The following is a 15272-nucleotide window of genomic DNA, read 5'->3' as shown; positions in this document are numbered from 1 at the left end:
TCGGTACTTGGATGGTTGGCAATGCGTGGCCCATCATTGGCCCGCCAATAATCACTTTTTGTTCGGCTTCGGCATTAAATTCAGTTTGCTTGAGCACATGTTCAACGGGCGTGCCTATGGGTAACCAATAGTTGCCAGGTTTACCCACATTTTGCCCGGTAACGGTTACCACACGTTCAATCAGCGGTTTTCCTTGGGTCACGGCTTGATGAATCGCAAAGGCGGTTCCCACGTTATGCACGACAATCCCAAGCTTAGCGGGAATGGCGCCCGAGGGCACTTCACGACCTGTGATGATTTGGATCAGCTGTTTTTCACCGCCAGAGGGATACTTCGTTGGGATCACCGTTACCCGAGTGCTGCCGGCAGGGAGCGTAGATTGACTCACCGCCTGTTGCATCACCTTTATGGCTTCAGGTTTGTTGTCTTCGATAGCAATCACAATGCGTTTTGGCGACAAAAGGCGATGGATAATCGCAATCCCCGCCAGAATGTCTTGGCTGTATTCGCGCATTAAGCGATCGTCGGCGCTGATATAAGGCTCACATTCCACGCCGTTGATTATCACTAATTCAATTTCACTAACGGGATTGAGCTTAATATGGCTTGGGAAGGCGGCGCCACCCATGCCGGCTATCCCTGCGCCATGGATTTTGGCAATCATCTCCTGATTGCTGAGCTCAATTGAGCCTGGCGTTAACTCGCACCAGCGGTCTTCACCATCGGCAGCAATCACACAGGTATTGACCGGCAAGGCCGAGGCATGGTTACTGGCTCTTGGCTCAATGGCGACCACAGTACCAGAGGTTGGCGCGTGCACGGGCAAATGCCAAATTGAGGTACCTTGAGTTAATGGCGCGCCTTTTAATACTTTGTCGCCCACTTTGACTGCAAGGGAGCAGTTTTCGCCTACCTGTGGCACAGGCACAAGGTATTCCTGCGCTAATGGCAGTTGGCTAATCGGTGTAGTGTTGGAGAGGAATTTGACTTCAGGTGGATGAATGCCACCAGGTGAGCGCCAAAGGGTTCCTTTATCTAATTGATCTAATAAAGTCTGCACCGCTTATCCTCTCTTTTCTTCGTGCGGGGTCTCTTGGATAAGAGTCACGGGAATGGCATTTAAGCGCCAGTTCCAGTTTTTCAGATTTTGGCCCACAGGGATCATATCGATACAGTCAACGGGGCAGGGCTCGACACAGAGATCGCAACCTGTGCAGTCAGCGGTGAGCACGGTATGCATGAGTTTGCCCGCGCCAATAATGGCGTCGACAGGACAGGCCTGAATACATTTAGTGCAGCCAATACATTCATCTTCGCGAATATAGGCGACTTTTTTGACTTGGGACTGAGCCTCGGCGTTGAGCGGCTCTGGCTCGACCCCCATTAAGCTGGCGAGTTTTTCCATGGTCGCAGTGCCGCCGGGGGGGCACTTGTTGACTTTATCGCCATTGGCAATGGCTTCGGCGTAAGGACGACAACCGGGATAACCACATTGACCGCATTGAGTTTGTGGCAGAATCGCTTCGAGTTCATCGACGATAGGATTACCTTCAACCTTAAATTTTAAGGCAGCAAATCCGAGTAATACCCCAAAGAACAATGCCAATAGGGTCAATAAGATAACGGCAATTAACATGGTGGACATCTATTTAACCAATCCTGTAAATCCCATAAAGGCCAATGACATCAGGCCCGCGGTGATCATGGCGATAGCACCGCCTTTAAACGGCATGGGCACATCGGCCGCCGCTAAACGTTCACGCATCGCGGAAAACAGAATTAACACTAAGGAAAAACCCACCGCAGCACCAAAACCATAGATAGCAGATTGAATAAAATCGTGTTTTTCGTTCACGTTTAATAGGGCTACCCCTAATACTGCACAGTTAGTGGTGATCAGCGGCAGATAAATTCCCAGTGCGCGATGTAGGGCTGCACTGGTTTTCTGCACTACCATCTCGGTAAATTGCACTACCACCGCAATCACCAGAATAAAGCTCATGGTACGCAGATAACTGAGATCAAAAGGCAATAATAGGTATTGATTCACTAGGTAACTGAGAATGGATGCCAAGGTCAACACGAAAGTGGTCGCCATAGACATACCGATAGCGGACTCCAGTTTGCTGGAGACCCCCATAAATGGACATAAGCCTAAGAATTTCACTAATACGAAATTGTTGACCAGTACAGTGCTGATCAACAACAGGAGATATTCACTCATCTCAATACTTGTCTAAACGGATCTTGGCCGTATTATCGACTTTTCCGTTTGCATAAACAACATATAGAATGCAGGGTTAACTATCTTTACTGTAAATATGCATGCTTGATTAACCCTGCATTGGTTTAAATTTGATCAGTTAGGGTGATGGCCTGTGGCTGGGCAATGTAATAGCCTTGGAGGCCATCAACGAGAAGTTTTTTCGAGGGTTAATTTTTCTTCTTGGCGCTCAACACTGGTCGCAATTACGCGGATACCAATACGTCTGGCAACGTCTACCATCATACGCACAAAGAATTTGTTATTGCTGTCTTCATCGATCGCCGAGGTGTAGCTACCATCAAGCTTAATGTAGTCTGGGCGCACTTCGCTGAAGAATTTGAACGAGGTAAAGCTCATGCCAAAACGCTCAATTGATACCCTCGAACCTACGCTATGCACTTCACGTACAAACTTATAACTCGCCCCTAAATTGGCTTGCATACCGGATTCGTTAATCTCAAATACTAAGCGTGAAGCGATATATTTATGCTTGCCAAGAATATCCTTTAACCAGCCTACAAACAGTTCTTGATGCGCTGAAAAAGCACTGATGTTGATGCCAAAATTGCCGCTAATGGTGGGATTTTCTTTAAGCATTTTTAATGTAGTGATCACCACGAGTTTATCTAATTCTGTGCTCATTCCATGGCGCTCCGCCATGGCAATGACTGTGGTGGTCGGTAAAAACTTCCCTTCACTATTGTAGAAGCGTGCCAGCAACTCGCGATATACCTCTACATCGTTACGGCAAGGTTGAATCGGTTGTTGGAAAAATTTAAGCGCTTGGCGGGTGATTAGGTCATTGATTGCCAGTTTCCAACGGTCGTCACCAAATTGCTGATCCGCATTGAGTTTCTCTTGAATATGATAACTATTAGGACCAAGGGTTTGCGCTATGCTGACAGCCGTATCTGCAAGGGATAGCAAATTGACGGGATCTGTCCCTTGTTGGTATGGGACAAGCCCGATATGTGCCGCGGATTCTGCTTTGATCATCTGTTGATATTCATCAAGGAAAATTTTCAGTTGATCTAAAAACTTAGGTCCATCCTTTAACACTAAATCGGGCAAAAAAATCGCAAAATCGGCACTGGAAACGCGGTAGCACTCTGCATCGGGATATTTTGAACTGGCTTTACGTATGCAATTAGCCACATTCGATAAATAATCGTCACCCGCTGAGCGCCCTTGAAGTTGGTTGATATGAGCTAGCTCAGTCGCCTTAACCATGGCCATTAATCCGAGTTGAGGAATCGCACGATTGTTAATACTTTCTAACTTGGAGGTAAAACGAGGACGACTGCCAAACCCTGTAATGGGATCTTGATAAGCCACTTTATGCAGTTTCTGGTTTTCCTGTGTGAGGCTATCGACTCGTGATTTTAACGTTGTTCGGCATTCCTCAAGCGCTAATCTGACGGGGGTCATTTCGCCATTCAGTCTAGAAGACTCTATGGCTGAAAAACTCAACTCCGGAACATGCATAATATAATCGGCAGCATAACGGATAGAAGATTTTAATTTATTGATAAGTAATAAAAAAACAACAACTAATACAATGTAAGCTAGCAGCAATGAGAATCCTAGCTGCTGGGTATTGGCAATGGCGTTTTCGATGGCTTGGTTAACACTCAACTTAACTTGTAACCGACCCGCAGGCAGCTTTTGTGTATGTGACAAATCTAAGGAAAATAACCCAGCAAGTGGGTGAGCCATTTGGGCGTTGAGTTCACCTTGAGTGTAATTAAGTTGCCCATCAGTATCATCAATATATTGAAAAAATTGCAGAGGGTAATGTTCGGAGAGGCGTTGGTAAAGTTCGCTACCATTACCTTGCCACTGGTCAAAGTTGGCCATGTATTGTTTGAAATTATTGAGTTCCTGCTGTTGTTCTGCCTGTAACTGGTGATTTTCGCTTTGATAAATCCAACCAAAAAGGCCTAAAAAGATCAGCAACAAAAAAATGGGATACGATTTAGACATCGCCATAAAATTCGCTCTCAATATGTCAAAGTATGTGCAATAAGATATTGCATGAGATTTGAAATAACACCGTTATCTGCGTGATGATACACGGTATTTTGGTTAACAAACTGCTCACAGTGTAACCGTATTTAAGGCAAAACAGAAATGAAAAGCGTGATCTATAAGCGTTAGATGTAGGATAAAAAACAGATGAAGTGAAATAAAATGGCTCCCCTGACTGGACTTGAACCAGTGACATACGGATTAACAGTCCGCCGTTCTACCGACTGAACTACAGGGGAATCGCTTTAATCGTCTCGATGACTCGTTGAGAACGGAGCGCATAGTAAAACGCTCTGTTGGAGGAGTCAACTCGAGTTACTAAAAAAAGTGTAATTATGCTGTTAAGTGCTCATCTAATGTGCATCATGGTGTAGAAATCAGCATTTTGATGAAGAAATAACTTAACTTTTCGCAAGATAGCGCTGTTCGGTACCATAAAATTTGTCAATGAAAAGTGCTTAAAGGCTGGCTCATATCTTCAATTGCTTAAAGAACCGTCGCTTGAGCATCAAAATCACTACGGCATTGAATAAATACACGAAAGTGCAAAATTGGCTGAATGTTTACAGGAACTAATAGCAAACAAAGTCTATGCGGATTCCGGCAGATGCGAACCCTTACTCAGAAAAGATTTTGCCCGCATAGATAATCTCTTACCTCGTTATAATGTTGATGATGCTATCTGGGCTGAGTCTATTGCGTGAGTGGTGAGCACTGACGTTTAGGCGAATAGAGCCACAACTCGGGCATTATCCTCTTTCTAGTCACTAGATGAGCGCCGTTAAACATCAAGATGACCATTTGATTGCAGCAAAGTGAAACTTTTTGACTACGGCGTTTTAGTGCTCAAACTGACGATAAAATGCACTGGAATTCAGGATTAATGCCAAATTAATACACAAGGAAGGACTTTCATCTGCTTACAAAATTGCAACTTAAATTTATGCTAAAAAAGATAAGGCTTGCAATTGTCAACTATATGAAATTTAAGGATTAATATTTTTATCGCCAAAATAGTGCAATTTAAGTCCATCGCCCGTGCACCAAGGGTTTGCCGCTTGTTTTAAGTCGCAACTCACAGGGTTATCCACAGAATTTGTTGATAAGTCGAAATAAGCGAGAAACCATGCGGGATTGAGGAGTATTTTTCATCCCCAACATTGGAGATAAATGGTTTGTAATTTAATTACATTTGATAAAAGTTACTACTTGTTACATTGGCGTTTATGTTCAGTGTAGGTTGATTAAGAGATAACTGCTGGAGCTTAATCTGTCTCTTGATTAGAATGGTTCGACTAACCACAAGGATATGTAGCGCGTGTCAGAATCTGTTTTTCAGCTTGAATCCCAATTTGCCCCCGCAGGTGACCAGCCAACAGCCATTGCTAAATTGGTTGATGGCCTCGAATCAGGCCTTGCTTGCCAAACCCTATTAGGGGTGACGGGCTCTGGTAAGACGTTCACCATCGCCAATGTGATTGCCAAGCTTGGGCGACCGACCATTATTATGGCGCCAAATAAGACTCTCGCCGCACAGTTATATGGTGAGATGAAAGAGTTTTTCCCCAATAATGCGGTGGAATATTTTGTCTCCTATTACGATTACTATCAGCCCGAGGCGTATGTCCCCGCATCCAATACCTTTATAGAAAAAGATGCCTCGGTAAACGCCCATATTGAACAAATGCGGCTATCGGCCACTAAAGCCCTGCTGGAACGCAAGGATGTGGTGCTGATTGCCTCGGTATCGGCGATTTATGGTCTTGGCGATCCTGACTCTTACCTCAAGATGCTATTGCACCTGCGCCAGGGCGATACCATGGGACAGCGGGATATTCTTAAGCGCTTGAGTGAATTGCAATACACCCGCAATGATATCGAGTTGCAGCGCGGTACCTTTCGTGTTCGCGGCGAAGTGATTGATATTTTCCCTGCCGACTCAGACCGCTACGCGATTCGGGTAGAGCTATTTGACGATGAGATTGAGCGCTTAAGCGAGTTTGATCCGTTAACTGGGCAGATTGTTAAACGTATCGCCCGCACCACAGTGTACCCTAAGACCCACTATGTGACGCCGCGGGAAAAGATCCTTGAAGCCACCGAGCTGATTAAACAAGAGCTGCGTGAGCGCAAGCAATATCTGCTCGACAATAATAAGTTGATTGAGGCGCAGCGCATCCACGAGCGGGTGCAATATGATATCGAGATGATGGTGGAGCTAGGCTATTGCTCCGGCATTGAAAACTATTCCCGCTATTTATCCGGACGCGCCCCCGGTGAGGGGCCGCCAACGCTGCTCGATTATTTACCCGCTGATGGTTTATTGGTTATCGACGAATCCCATGTCACCGTGCCACAAATTGGTGCCATGTATAAGGGTGACCGTTCCCGTAAAACCACCTTGGTGGAATATGGCTTTCGTTTGCCCTCGGCGTTGGATAACCGGCCGCTGAAGTTTGAAGAGTTTGAGCAGTTAATGCCGCAGACGATTTATGTGTCGGCGACGCCAAACCCCTATGAATTGGAGAAGAGTGGCGGCGAGATTGTTGAACAAGTTGTGCGGCCTACAGGATTGCTCGATCCTGAGCTTGAGGTGCGCCCCGTCGGCATTCAAGTGGACGATTTGCTCTCGGAAGTCGCTAAACGGGTTGCGGTAAACGAGCGGGTGTTAGTCACCACGTTAACTAAACGTATGTCGGAGGATTTAACTGAATACCTCGACGAACATGGTGTCAAAGTCCGCTACTTACACTCTGATATCGATACCGTAGAGCGGGTAGAGATCATTCGCGATTTGCGCCTCGGTAAGTTTGATGTGCTGGTCGGCATCAACTTGCTGCGCGAAGGCTTAGATATGCCGGAAGTCTCACTCGTCTGTATTTTGGATGCAGATAAGGAAGGTTTTTTACGTTCGGAGCGTTCGCTGATCCAGACCATTGGTCGCGCCGCGCGTAACGTTAATGGTAAGGTGATCCTCTATGCCGATCGCATCACCAACTCGATGGCAAAGGCGATGGGCGAAACCGAGCGCCGCCGTGAGAAACAGCGAGCCTACAACCTTGAGCATGGCATTGTGCCAAAAGGCGTGGTCAAGCGTATTACCGATGTGATGGATGTGGACGATGGCAGAGACACTGAAAAGGGCTATAGCCCATCGTCACTGGGTAAAGTGGCTGAACCTAAAGCCAAACGTTATCATGCAGATGCTGCCCAGCTGAGCCATGATATCGATAAGCTCGAGAAGCAAATGCATGAACATGCGCGTAACTTGGAGTTTGAACAGGCGGCGGCCTTGCGTGATGAGGTGAAACGCTTAAGGGAATTACTGATCAGCGCATAAATGAGTTTCTCGCCTAAGCAAGGCGTTAAGACTCGACGCTGTGATGCTAACGTTCTGCCACTAGGGTGTTTTACTGAATAAAAAGCCGCTAAACACATTGTGTTAGCGGCTTTTTATTGGATTAGATCATCAAAGAAGAATCGAGACTTTATGCTTTTTCTTTGGTTAGCATCGTGCGTGGGAGCATAAAGAATAAGAGCGCGCAGACTAAGCCACAGATCAAACCAACTAAATGCGCCTCGGTGGCCACCCGCGCGCCGATCATTGCGGTTACATCATCACTGGCACCATAGAACTGTTCATGGCAGACTTTGACTATCACCCCGAGCAGCAGCAAATAACCAGAGTACATTTTGCGGCGAATATCCTGCACTGCACCAAAGGTAAATAGGCCATGTAACATGCCGCTCAAGCCTACATAGCCAAATAATTGTGGGTAACCTAAATACAGACCAATGCCTTCAAACAGACAAAGCAGGATAAACAGCGCGGTTAATCCCTTAAGCTGGTAGTGAAAGTGGTGCAAAAACAGTACTACCCATAATCCAGCGAGGTTCATCAACAGGTGCCAATGATTGGTATGCAGCAGATTACCGGTAATAAGGCGCCACCACTGGCCGTCACTGATATCGCTGCGTCGATAGGCGAGCAGATTATCTACGCTTGGGGTAAAAAGTCCCGCAACATACAAGAGCGCGCAGAGCAGACTGACGACAAGCGCCAGCCAATAGGGGCCGAGTTTTGTTAACGTCACCAGTCTCACGCCTGCGGTTTACCCGTTTCAGTTGCCTTGTCGAGCGAGGTCATCACCTCTGCTTTATTTTGCAGGTAATCCTCTAAGCCTCGTTTACGAAGGTGGCAAGCAGGGCAGTCACCACAACCATCACCGACAATGCCGTTGTAACAGGTCAGGGTATGGTGGCGAACTAAATCGAGCTGCTGGTATTTATCGGCCAGCGCCCAAGTTTGGGCCTTGTTGAGCCACATTAATGGCGTGATGATCTCAAGCTTTTTATCCATGCCTTGCACCAGTGCTGATTCCATTGCACGGACAAAGTCGTGGCGACAGTCGGGATAACCCGAAAAATCGGTTTCGCAGACACCGGTAATAATCGCCTCAGCCCCTAATTGATAGGCGTAGATCCCCGCCAAAGTCAAAAACAGGATATTACGGCCTGGCACAAAGGTATTGGGTAAGCCATTTTCCATTAATTCGTGGGATACAGGGATCGCATCCCGGGTTAGGGCAGAAATCGCTAACTCATTGAGTAAGCTCACATCCATCACTTTATGGCTGGTGATGTTTAAGCGTTGGGCGAGGGATTTCGCCACGTCAATTTCTTCACGGTGGCGCTGTCCATAATCGAAGGTGATCCCATGGACTTCATCATACTGTGTTAAGGCTTGAATAAGACATGTCGTTGAGTCTTGTCCGCCACTGAATATGACCACGACCTTTGAAACTGATGCTGACATAAGATCCACTTTAGAGTGACACAAAAATAGGGCGTAAGTGTAACCCAGGTGCTAGGGCTTGAAAACTTTTTGCTGGCGTGTGGTGACGGGCATTCGGCTCTTGGCATCACTCTGTTAGCAGCGGTAAAAACTTGCAGCTGCAGCTAAAATCCTCTATAACTGCCGCCCCAGAAAAACGGAACGCTAGCATGAATTACCCAGTCAACGAAGTCTTTGAAACTATTCAAGGTGAAGGTGTCTTTACCGGAGTACCCGCCATTTTTGTGCGTTTACAGGGCTGCCCTGTAGGCTGTGCTTGGTGTGATACCAAACAGACTTGGGATCTGCTTGAGGAAAACAAGGTGTCACCCGAACAAGTGATTACCGTCGATGGTTCCGTGGGGCGCTGGGCTAACCATACGGCGCAGAGTCTTATCGAGGCGTTCAACGCTAAGGGATATACGGCGCGCCATGTGGTGATCACTGGTGGTGAGCCTTGCATGTACGATCTGCATGAATTAACCCACACGCTCCATGCTGCCGGCTTTGCCACTCAAATCGAGACCAGTGGCACCTTTGAGGTGAAGTGCGATGCTGATACCTGGGTGACTGTTTCGCCCAAGATCAATATGAAAGGGGGTTATAAGGTGTTAGCGCAGGCCTTAACCCGCGCCAACGAGATAAAGCATCCGATAGCGACCGAGCATCATATCGACGAACTCGATGAGTTACTCAAAGGGATTGATGTGTCAGGGAAAACTATTTGTCTGCAACCGATCAGCCAGAAACCAAGGGCGACGGAATTAGCCATGAAGGTGTGTATTGCTCGCAACTGGCGTTTATCGATTCAGACCCATAAGTACTTGAATATCGATTAATCGCCACTTAGTGCTGTGCACTCTTCTTTAACGCTCCGAATGGGGCGTTTTTTATCAGCTAAATCTATGAATTAAAGACAATAGTTTTAAGTAAGCAATAAAAATAATTTTGGATAAGGTGGAGTCTTAGAAAGAAAACTTAGGGAATAAAGCGGTATATAGCGTGAGATGAGAAAGAAGTGGTGGAGGGAGAAGGATTCGAACCTTCGAAGGCGGAGCCGTCAGATTTACAGTCTGATCCCTTTGGCCACTCGGGAACCCCTCCACATATTTTCTTCCGACTTTTAAGTTGCGCTTAAAAATCATCTTAAATCTTGGCCAGATTTAAGGGTAAAGCAAGTTTACAGCAGACTAACGATTGACGAACCACAGAAGATAAAAGTGGTGGAGGGAGAAGGATTCGAACCTTCGAAGGCGGAGCCGTCAGATTTACAGTCTGATCCCTTTGGCCACTCGGGAACCCCTCCACGAGTATCTTTTATAGCATCGCTAATTGTTAGTGCAAATGGTGGAGGGAGAAGGATTCGAACCTTCGAAGGCGGAGCCGTCAGATTTACAGTCTGATCCCTTTGGCCACTCGGGAACCCCTCCTCAATTGCGGCCGCCATAGTAGTCAGAAACCTTAGGCATGTAAAGTCTAAATATGAAAATTTTCCTAAAGTTCTTGTTCAACTGGTCGATTAACTGACAACAAGTTGTTTTAGCGATGTTTTTTTATGCAAATCGATGTTCCTTTAATCAATGAAGCCCAAATTGGCTCCCGCTTAAATGCGGCAATCGAACACAACAGGCGAGGTGAGTTTGCCCTGTTGCTGTCGCTATTGTCTGCTGACGCGAGGGACATGGCGCAGTTTCAATGGCAAAAAGAACTCGATACTGCCGAAAAACTACAACGTCAGTTTGAATTACCACCAAAACAAACGTTAGTGGCGGATTTATCCTCAGACAATCATATTATCGACAATAGCGCCGTGTTTATGCAGCAAGGGGCAAGAGCATTTCAATTGCAACAGGCCTTGCGACCGGAAGCGTTAGTGATCCGAGGTGGTGAACCCATCGCCATCGCCGAAGCCTTAAGTAACTGTGAGTTTACAACTCGCTTGCGTCAGCGGGGACAATTGCCATCTCCTCAAGTTGAAATCATGCACTTTGCCGATCAACTAGCGATCCAACGTAATTTGATCCCACGCTTAGCCAGTGCTTAATGCTACTGAGGCTATTTATTATCAAAGGTATTATTTCGGGTAATAAGCGTGAGCAATACCAGAGTCTCTCTCATCATCATTCCCTATAATTAGTCGTTAGTGATATTAATGTTGAGTCGATTATGTTGAGTTTTTAACATGAGACCATTAGAGAGGATAACCCTATGAAAGGTATCATTGCAGGACAACCCCCCACAGTAAACGACACATGTACCGATTGCGGCAGCTTTGTCGACATCGGTGCTGTGATTGATGAACAAGATACTGTGCTTGAGTTGCAGTTTACGGGTGGCGAGGCGGAAAATGAGGCGGCAAAGATGGTTGAGCGTGCCCAGACACGTTTTCGACACACGCAAGCGAGCGTTACTCGAGGTGAAACGGGTGTGACGCTCAAACTGGTATTTGATGTCAGTGTCGAAAAAATGATTTTCCAGTTAGAGAATGGTCTATAGCGCAACCCCTGTGATACAAGTCGAGGTTAATTTGTAATAAAGTGTGGCCGATGTTGCTGTTTTAAATGTAGATAGTGTAATCTGCGTCAACAAAAACAATGATAAATCGGCTCCATTAACACTCCTATCTTTAGTGTGTTAGTCGCAGCATTATCGTTTTACCCAACACGAAGTTTTGTAGGGATCAGAGTGAAGCGACGTCAGCATCAACACTTATTAGAGTCTTTAGTCCATTCTACGGCGAAGCAGCAGGGTGATTTCACTAAGACGGCAGAGTTAGCGACAGAGCTACTGTGTCAGAATTTAGCGGTCTCCTTGGTGTCGGTGTGGATTTTTTCTGCCGAGCAAAACACCCAATCTCTCGTCGCCCAGTTTGGGGCGATGGCGCTGCAGGACATCTACCGTCCTAAACTGCTGCAAACGGTGCCGCGTTATTTAAATGAACTAAAAAATCACAGGCATATAGATGCTGGTAATACGCTTATTGACCCGCGGTTGACCGAATTAGTCGATAGTTATTTTATTCCACGCCAAATTTTATCTAGTCTTGAAGTCGGTATTCGTATCAATGGCCATCTTGAGGGCGTGCTCTGCATTGAGCGCGCGCAGCTCACACACCATTGGCACGATAGTGAAATTCATCTGGCTTGCCAAATGGCCGATCAATTAGCCCTCACTCTTGCTACCAAACATGCTTACGATAAAGAAGAACGTCTCAGCCTTTTTCGCTGCGCCATAGAACAATCTCGTCAAATGACTATGTTGATTAACTTGCACACTGAAAAAGTGGAGTACGTTAACCAAGCCCATCAGGATATTAGTGGTATTTCGCGCAGCAGGAGCGTTGGCACTAATTTACGTGATTTAACTTTTTTCAAACAGCACAATGCGTTAGCTGAGCAGACCTTAGCAAAAATTTTCAGAGGTGAACTGGCAAAAGGTGAGGTGCAATTTAATCGTGCTGATGGTAGTCGTTATTGGCTGAAATATGTTGTGAGCCAATTTATCACCGATAGAGGCAATCATTACGCTTTAGTGTCGGGTGAAGAAAGTACGGATGAGCATAACTACAAAGCGGAGTTGGAACGTCTGGCGTGGCGTTGTAGCTTGACTGGACTTAACAATCGCAGTCACTTTAATCGAGTGCTCGAGCGAACAACACATGGGCTACTGTTGCTAGTCGATTTAGTCGCCTTTAAGCGTTTTAATGATACTTATGGCCATGAAAATGGCGACAGCCTGTTGATTGAGATTGGCCGGCGCTTAAAGCATTTTTCAGACATCAACAAAGCGACTGAAATCGCTCGTGTCGGTAGTGATGAGTTTGCGGTATTACTGACCGACGATAACGCAGTTTATGATCTGGACTATATCAGCACCCGCTTATACCAGCATTTAGCCATGCCGATATTAATTGGCCGTGAACAAGTGGAACCTAAACCCGCACTGGCCGTGGTTGATATTGCCTCGGTGGCAAATTTATTTGCACCACTGACCTGCGCCGATATTGCAGTGCAATATGCGAAGAAGAAAAAGGGCACAGCAATTCAAGTCTTTAACAGTACATTGCTGAGTGCGTTTAAGGAAGATGCGCAAATTGAACGCGATTTGCATAGTGCTATTCGCGGTCGACAATTTGAGCTTTATTACCAGCCCTTAAGGGATCTCGAACAGCAAACTTATATCGGTGCCGAAGCGCTTATTCGTTGGCATCATCCCAAAAGAGGCGTGCTATATCCCGGCGCGTTTATTGATATTGCCGAGCAATCGGGGATGATCAATGCGATAGGCAGTTGGGTATTAGAGGCGGCCTGTCGGCAATTGAATATTTGGCAGCATCACAATGCCGATCTTAGCATGCATGTTAATGTGTCTGCGCGGCAGTTTTTTAGTGGTAATTTGTATGAACAAGTATGGCAACTCTTGACCCGTTATCGTTTAAAGCCCAAAACCTTAATTTTGGAAATTACAGAGACGGAACTCATGGGCGATATTCGCCATGCGACCTTATTGTGTCAGGAGTTGGCTGAACTGGGGGTAGGCTTAGCTATCGATGATTTTGGGACGGGTTACAGCTCGATGCGCTACCTTAAACAGTTTCCTATCAGTAAGTTAAAAATCGATCGCTCGTTTATTTCAGATTTGACGATTAGCCGCGAAAGCCAAGAAATCGTCTCGGCCATTATTGCGATGGCGAGTGCGCTCAATATTTCCTTGACCGCAGAAGGGGTAGAAACCGTCGAGCAGGAGGCGTTTTTAGCCAAGAGTTTGTGTCATCAGGCACAGGGATATTTATACAGTCCAGCCCTGCGAGAACCCGAGTTTGCGCAGTTTTTGCTGGCCGCGAAACAATCGAGTTTTATCGCCCACTAAACCAGATGTTCGTATTGGTGTGATGAAAAAATAAAGGCAATCAATTGATTGCCTTTATTTTATGAGTCGATTGTTTTATGAGTCGATTGTTTTATGAATCGATAGTTTTATGAGTCGATACTGTCATCAACAACTATCGTGTTAAGCAGCACTGTTTAAATTTCTTACCACTCTGGCAAACACAGGGATCGTTGCGCCCAGGGCGTTTGGCTTGCATTTGTTGTCCTTGGGTATAGTACCAACGGCCCTGTTCAAATATAAACTCAGATCGTTCATAGATTGCATCAATCTCACCCGCGAGTTTATACCAAGCTTTGAAGGTCACATTGCCGCGTTGAGTACCATCGGGATAGATTTTTTCATTCGCAGCTAAGACCTGAAGCCCTAACCAATGTGGATGTGGGCCTTGCTGTAGTTGTTCGAAGGTTAAGCCATCGAGAAAGTCTACATGGTGAGTTTTAATAATGTAATCAAAATTTTTCAACACAAATGCGCAGTAGCGTGAACGCATTAGTTGTTCGGGACTGGTGGCCACTTGAGTCCCTGAATCAACATTAAGGTGCAACGTTTCACAACAGTGCTGATAAGGTTTTTGGCTGCCACAGGGACAATAGGCTTCTGGTGTCATGAGTGTAACTTGCTCAATAATAAAGATTATTATTTTGGTTTTTTACTGTCAGGTAACGGCGGAAACTGACGGCCATAGTAAAGATTTGGCACAGGCTTCGCATTCAAATAAAAACTAGGCTCGGCTCGATTGTTCATATCAAGGGTGACATTCCAGCGGTGCTGGGTGTCTTTTTGTGTGCCAATGACGAACTTGCCAGCAAATTCACTCACGGGTTCGCCAGTCTCTTCGGCGGGATAAAAACGCACTAAATAATAGCCTGTGTCGAACGCGCTGTTGCCTGATAATTTGCGGTTTAGCACCCGAAAGTCGATATCGATACGGGCCTTTTTGGTTCGGATTTTATCAAAAAAGCGTTGATAAATGGCGACAATATTATCACGGCCATAATAAATTTCTTTACTTTGACTTTCTGACAGATAACTTGCGTCTTTAGCATAAATCTCGGCAGTGACGTCGTGATTAAGTTCATTAAATGCTTGAGTAAACAAAGGATAATTCGCATTTATCAATTGATCTGTTGTCATGCTGGTCTTGGCTTTTGAGGGGGTAGCAAAACTCGGCAGCGACAATAGGCATATCAGGGCTAGCAGCAAAAATCTCATTACATTATTCTAATCAAGCATTCATGGCGCCACTATAATGGA

At 45.9% G+C, this 15272-nt stretch carries 12 protein-coding genes, 4 tRNA genes and 1 pseudogene; 5 read left to right on the top strand and 12 right to left on the bottom strand.

Going from position 1 to position 15272, the window contains the following annotated elements; all coding sequences use genetic code 11:
* The 5 genes and pseudogenes from rsxC to SHEWPOL2_RS15155 all read right to left on the bottom strand — a co-directional run.
* A partial coding sequence (gene rsxC, locus SHEWPOL2_RS15175) for an electron transport complex subunit RsxC (protein WP_037429544.1) occupies positions 1–1060 on the bottom strand: 1060 nt, incomplete at its 3' end.
* A 3-nt stretch (positions 1061–1063) separates the two neighbouring features.
* Positions 1064–1645 (bottom strand): electron transport complex subunit RsxB, encoded by a 582-nt coding sequence (gene rsxB / locus SHEWPOL2_RS15170; RefSeq protein ID WP_011626120.1) that lies wholly within the window; start codon positions 1643–1645, stop codon positions 1064–1066.
* Positions 1646–2224 carry an electron transport complex subunit RsxA gene (gene rsxA / locus SHEWPOL2_RS15165; protein ID WP_023267235.1) on the bottom strand — a complete coding sequence of 193 codons (579 nt, stop codon included), beginning with the start codon at positions 2222–2224 and terminating at the stop codon, positions 1646–1648.
* Positions 2225–2349: 125 nt separating this feature from the next.
* Positions 2350–4255 (bottom strand): annotated as a pseudogene (locus tag SHEWPOL2_RS15160) (GGDEF domain-containing protein).
* A gap of 202 nt (positions 4256–4457) precedes the next feature.
* A tRNA-Asn gene (locus SHEWPOL2_RS15155) sits at positions 4458–4533 on the bottom strand.
* Between the two features lie 1079 nt (positions 4534–5612).
* Here SHEWPOL2_RS15155 and uvrB point away from each other — a divergent pair.
* On the top strand, positions 5613–7634 hold the full coding sequence (uvrB, locus tag SHEWPOL2_RS15150; RefSeq protein ID WP_037429542.1) for an excinuclease ABC subunit UvrB: 2022 nt from the start codon (positions 5613–5615) through the stop codon (positions 7632–7634).
* Positions 7635–7782: 148 nt separating this feature from the next.
* Here the strand turns inward: uvrB and rrtA are convergent, their stop codons facing one another.
* Together rrtA and queC are read right to left on the bottom strand one after the other, a co-directional pair.
* Entirely contained in the window at positions 7783–8397 is a 615-nt protein-coding gene (gene rrtA / locus SHEWPOL2_RS15145) for a rhombosortase (RefSeq protein WP_037429541.1), read from the bottom strand.
* Complete coding sequence (queC, locus tag SHEWPOL2_RS15140; RefSeq protein WP_037429539.1) at positions 8394–9110, bottom strand: 7-cyano-7-deazaguanine synthase QueC; 717 nt, start codon at positions 9108–9110, stop codon at positions 8394–8396. The genes rrtA and queC overlap by 4 nt, the downstream gene beginning before the upstream one ends.
* A 188-nt stretch (positions 9111–9298) precedes the next feature.
* Here queC and queE point away from each other — a divergent pair, with 188 nt between their 5' ends.
* Positions 9299–9967: a 7-carboxy-7-deazaguanine synthase QueE gene (gene queE, locus SHEWPOL2_RS15135; RefSeq protein WP_037429538.1), complete on the top strand. Its 669-nt coding sequence runs from the start codon at positions 9299–9301 to the stop codon at positions 9965–9967.
* Between the two features lie 180 nt (positions 9968–10147).
* Here queE and SHEWPOL2_RS15130 read toward each other — a convergent pair.
* The 3 genes from SHEWPOL2_RS15130 to SHEWPOL2_RS15120 all read right to left on the bottom strand — a co-directional run bounded on the left by SHEWPOL2_RS15130 (position 10148) and on the right by SHEWPOL2_RS15120 (position 10558).
* Positions 10148–10232 (bottom strand) — tRNA-Tyr (locus SHEWPOL2_RS15130).
* Between the two features lie 117 nt (positions 10233–10349).
* Positions 10350–10434, bottom strand: a tRNA-Tyr gene (locus SHEWPOL2_RS15125).
* Positions 10435–10473: 39 nt separating this feature from the next.
* Positions 10474–10558: transfer RNA gene (locus tag SHEWPOL2_RS15120), tRNA-Tyr, on the bottom strand.
* Positions 10559–10683: 125 nt separating this feature from the next.
* Between SHEWPOL2_RS15120 and SHEWPOL2_RS15115 the strand changes: the two genes are divergently transcribed.
* From SHEWPOL2_RS15115 to SHEWPOL2_RS15105, 3 genes are all read left to right on the top strand, one after another.
* Positions 10684–11172 (top strand): VC2046/SO_2500 family protein, encoded by a 489-nt coding sequence (locus tag SHEWPOL2_RS15115; protein ID WP_037418688.1) that lies wholly within the window; start codon positions 10684–10686, stop codon positions 11170–11172.
* Positions 11173–11336: 164 nt separating this feature from the next.
* Entirely contained in the window at positions 11337–11624 is a 288-nt protein-coding gene (locus SHEWPOL2_RS15110; protein ID WP_037429537.1) for a DUF406 family protein, read from the top strand.
* Positions 11625–11813: 189 nt separating this feature from the next.
* Entirely contained in the window at positions 11814–13997 is a 2184-nt protein-coding gene (locus tag SHEWPOL2_RS15105) for an EAL domain-containing protein (protein WP_037418694.1), read from the top strand.
* A gap of 133 nt (positions 13998–14130) precedes the next feature.
* Here SHEWPOL2_RS15105 and SHEWPOL2_RS15100 read toward each other — a convergent pair whose 3' ends face one another.
* On the bottom strand, positions 14131–14625 hold the full coding sequence (locus SHEWPOL2_RS15100; RefSeq protein WP_037429535.1) for a YchJ family metal-binding protein: 495 nt from the start codon (positions 14623–14625) through the stop codon (positions 14131–14133).
* Positions 14626–14654: 29 nt separating this feature from the next.
* On the bottom strand, positions 14655–15230 hold the full coding sequence (locus SHEWPOL2_RS15095; protein WP_037418700.1) for a hypothetical protein: 576 nt from the start codon (positions 15228–15230) through the stop codon (positions 14655–14657).
* Between the last annotated feature and the right edge of the window lie 42 nt (positions 15231–15272).

Source organism: Shewanella sp. POL2 (assembly GCF_000282755.1).
Taxonomy (GTDB): domain Bacteria; phylum Pseudomonadota; class Gammaproteobacteria; order Enterobacterales; family Shewanellaceae; genus Shewanella; species Shewanella xiamenensis.
Note: the sequence above shows the minus strand (reverse complement) of the source record. Positions and strands in the feature narration are given on the sequence as shown.

Excerpts from the sequence above, each read along its gene's own strand:
- rsxB (WP_011626120.1), bottom strand. The coding sequence starts at position 1,645 with ATGTCCACCATGTTAATTGCCGTTATCTTATTGACCCTATTGGCATTG.
- rsxA (WP_023267235.1), bottom strand. The coding sequence starts at position 2,224 with ATGAGTGAATATCTCCTGTTGTTGATCAGCACTGTACTGGTCAACAAT.
- queC (WP_037429539.1), bottom strand. The coding sequence starts at position 9,110 with ATGTCAGCATCAGTTTCAAAGGTCGTGGTCATATTCAGTGGCGGACAA.
- queE (WP_037429538.1), top strand. The coding sequence starts at position 9,299 with ATGAATTACCCAGTCAACGAAGTCTTTGAAACTATTCAAGGTGAAGGT.
- SHEWPOL2_RS15115 (WP_037418688.1), top strand. The coding sequence starts at position 10,684 with ATGCAAATCGATGTTCCTTTAATCAATGAAGCCCAAATTGGCTCCCGC.
- SHEWPOL2_RS15110 (WP_037429537.1), top strand. The coding sequence starts at position 11,337 with ATGAAAGGTATCATTGCAGGACAACCCCCCACAGTAAACGACACATGT.
- SHEWPOL2_RS15100 (WP_037429535.1), bottom strand. The coding sequence starts at position 14,625 with ATGACACCAGAAGCCTATTGTCCCTGTGGCAGCCAAAAACCTTATCAG.
- SHEWPOL2_RS15095 (WP_037418700.1), bottom strand. The coding sequence starts at position 15,230 with ATGAGATTTTTGCTGCTAGCCCTGATATGCCTATTGTCGCTGCCGAGT.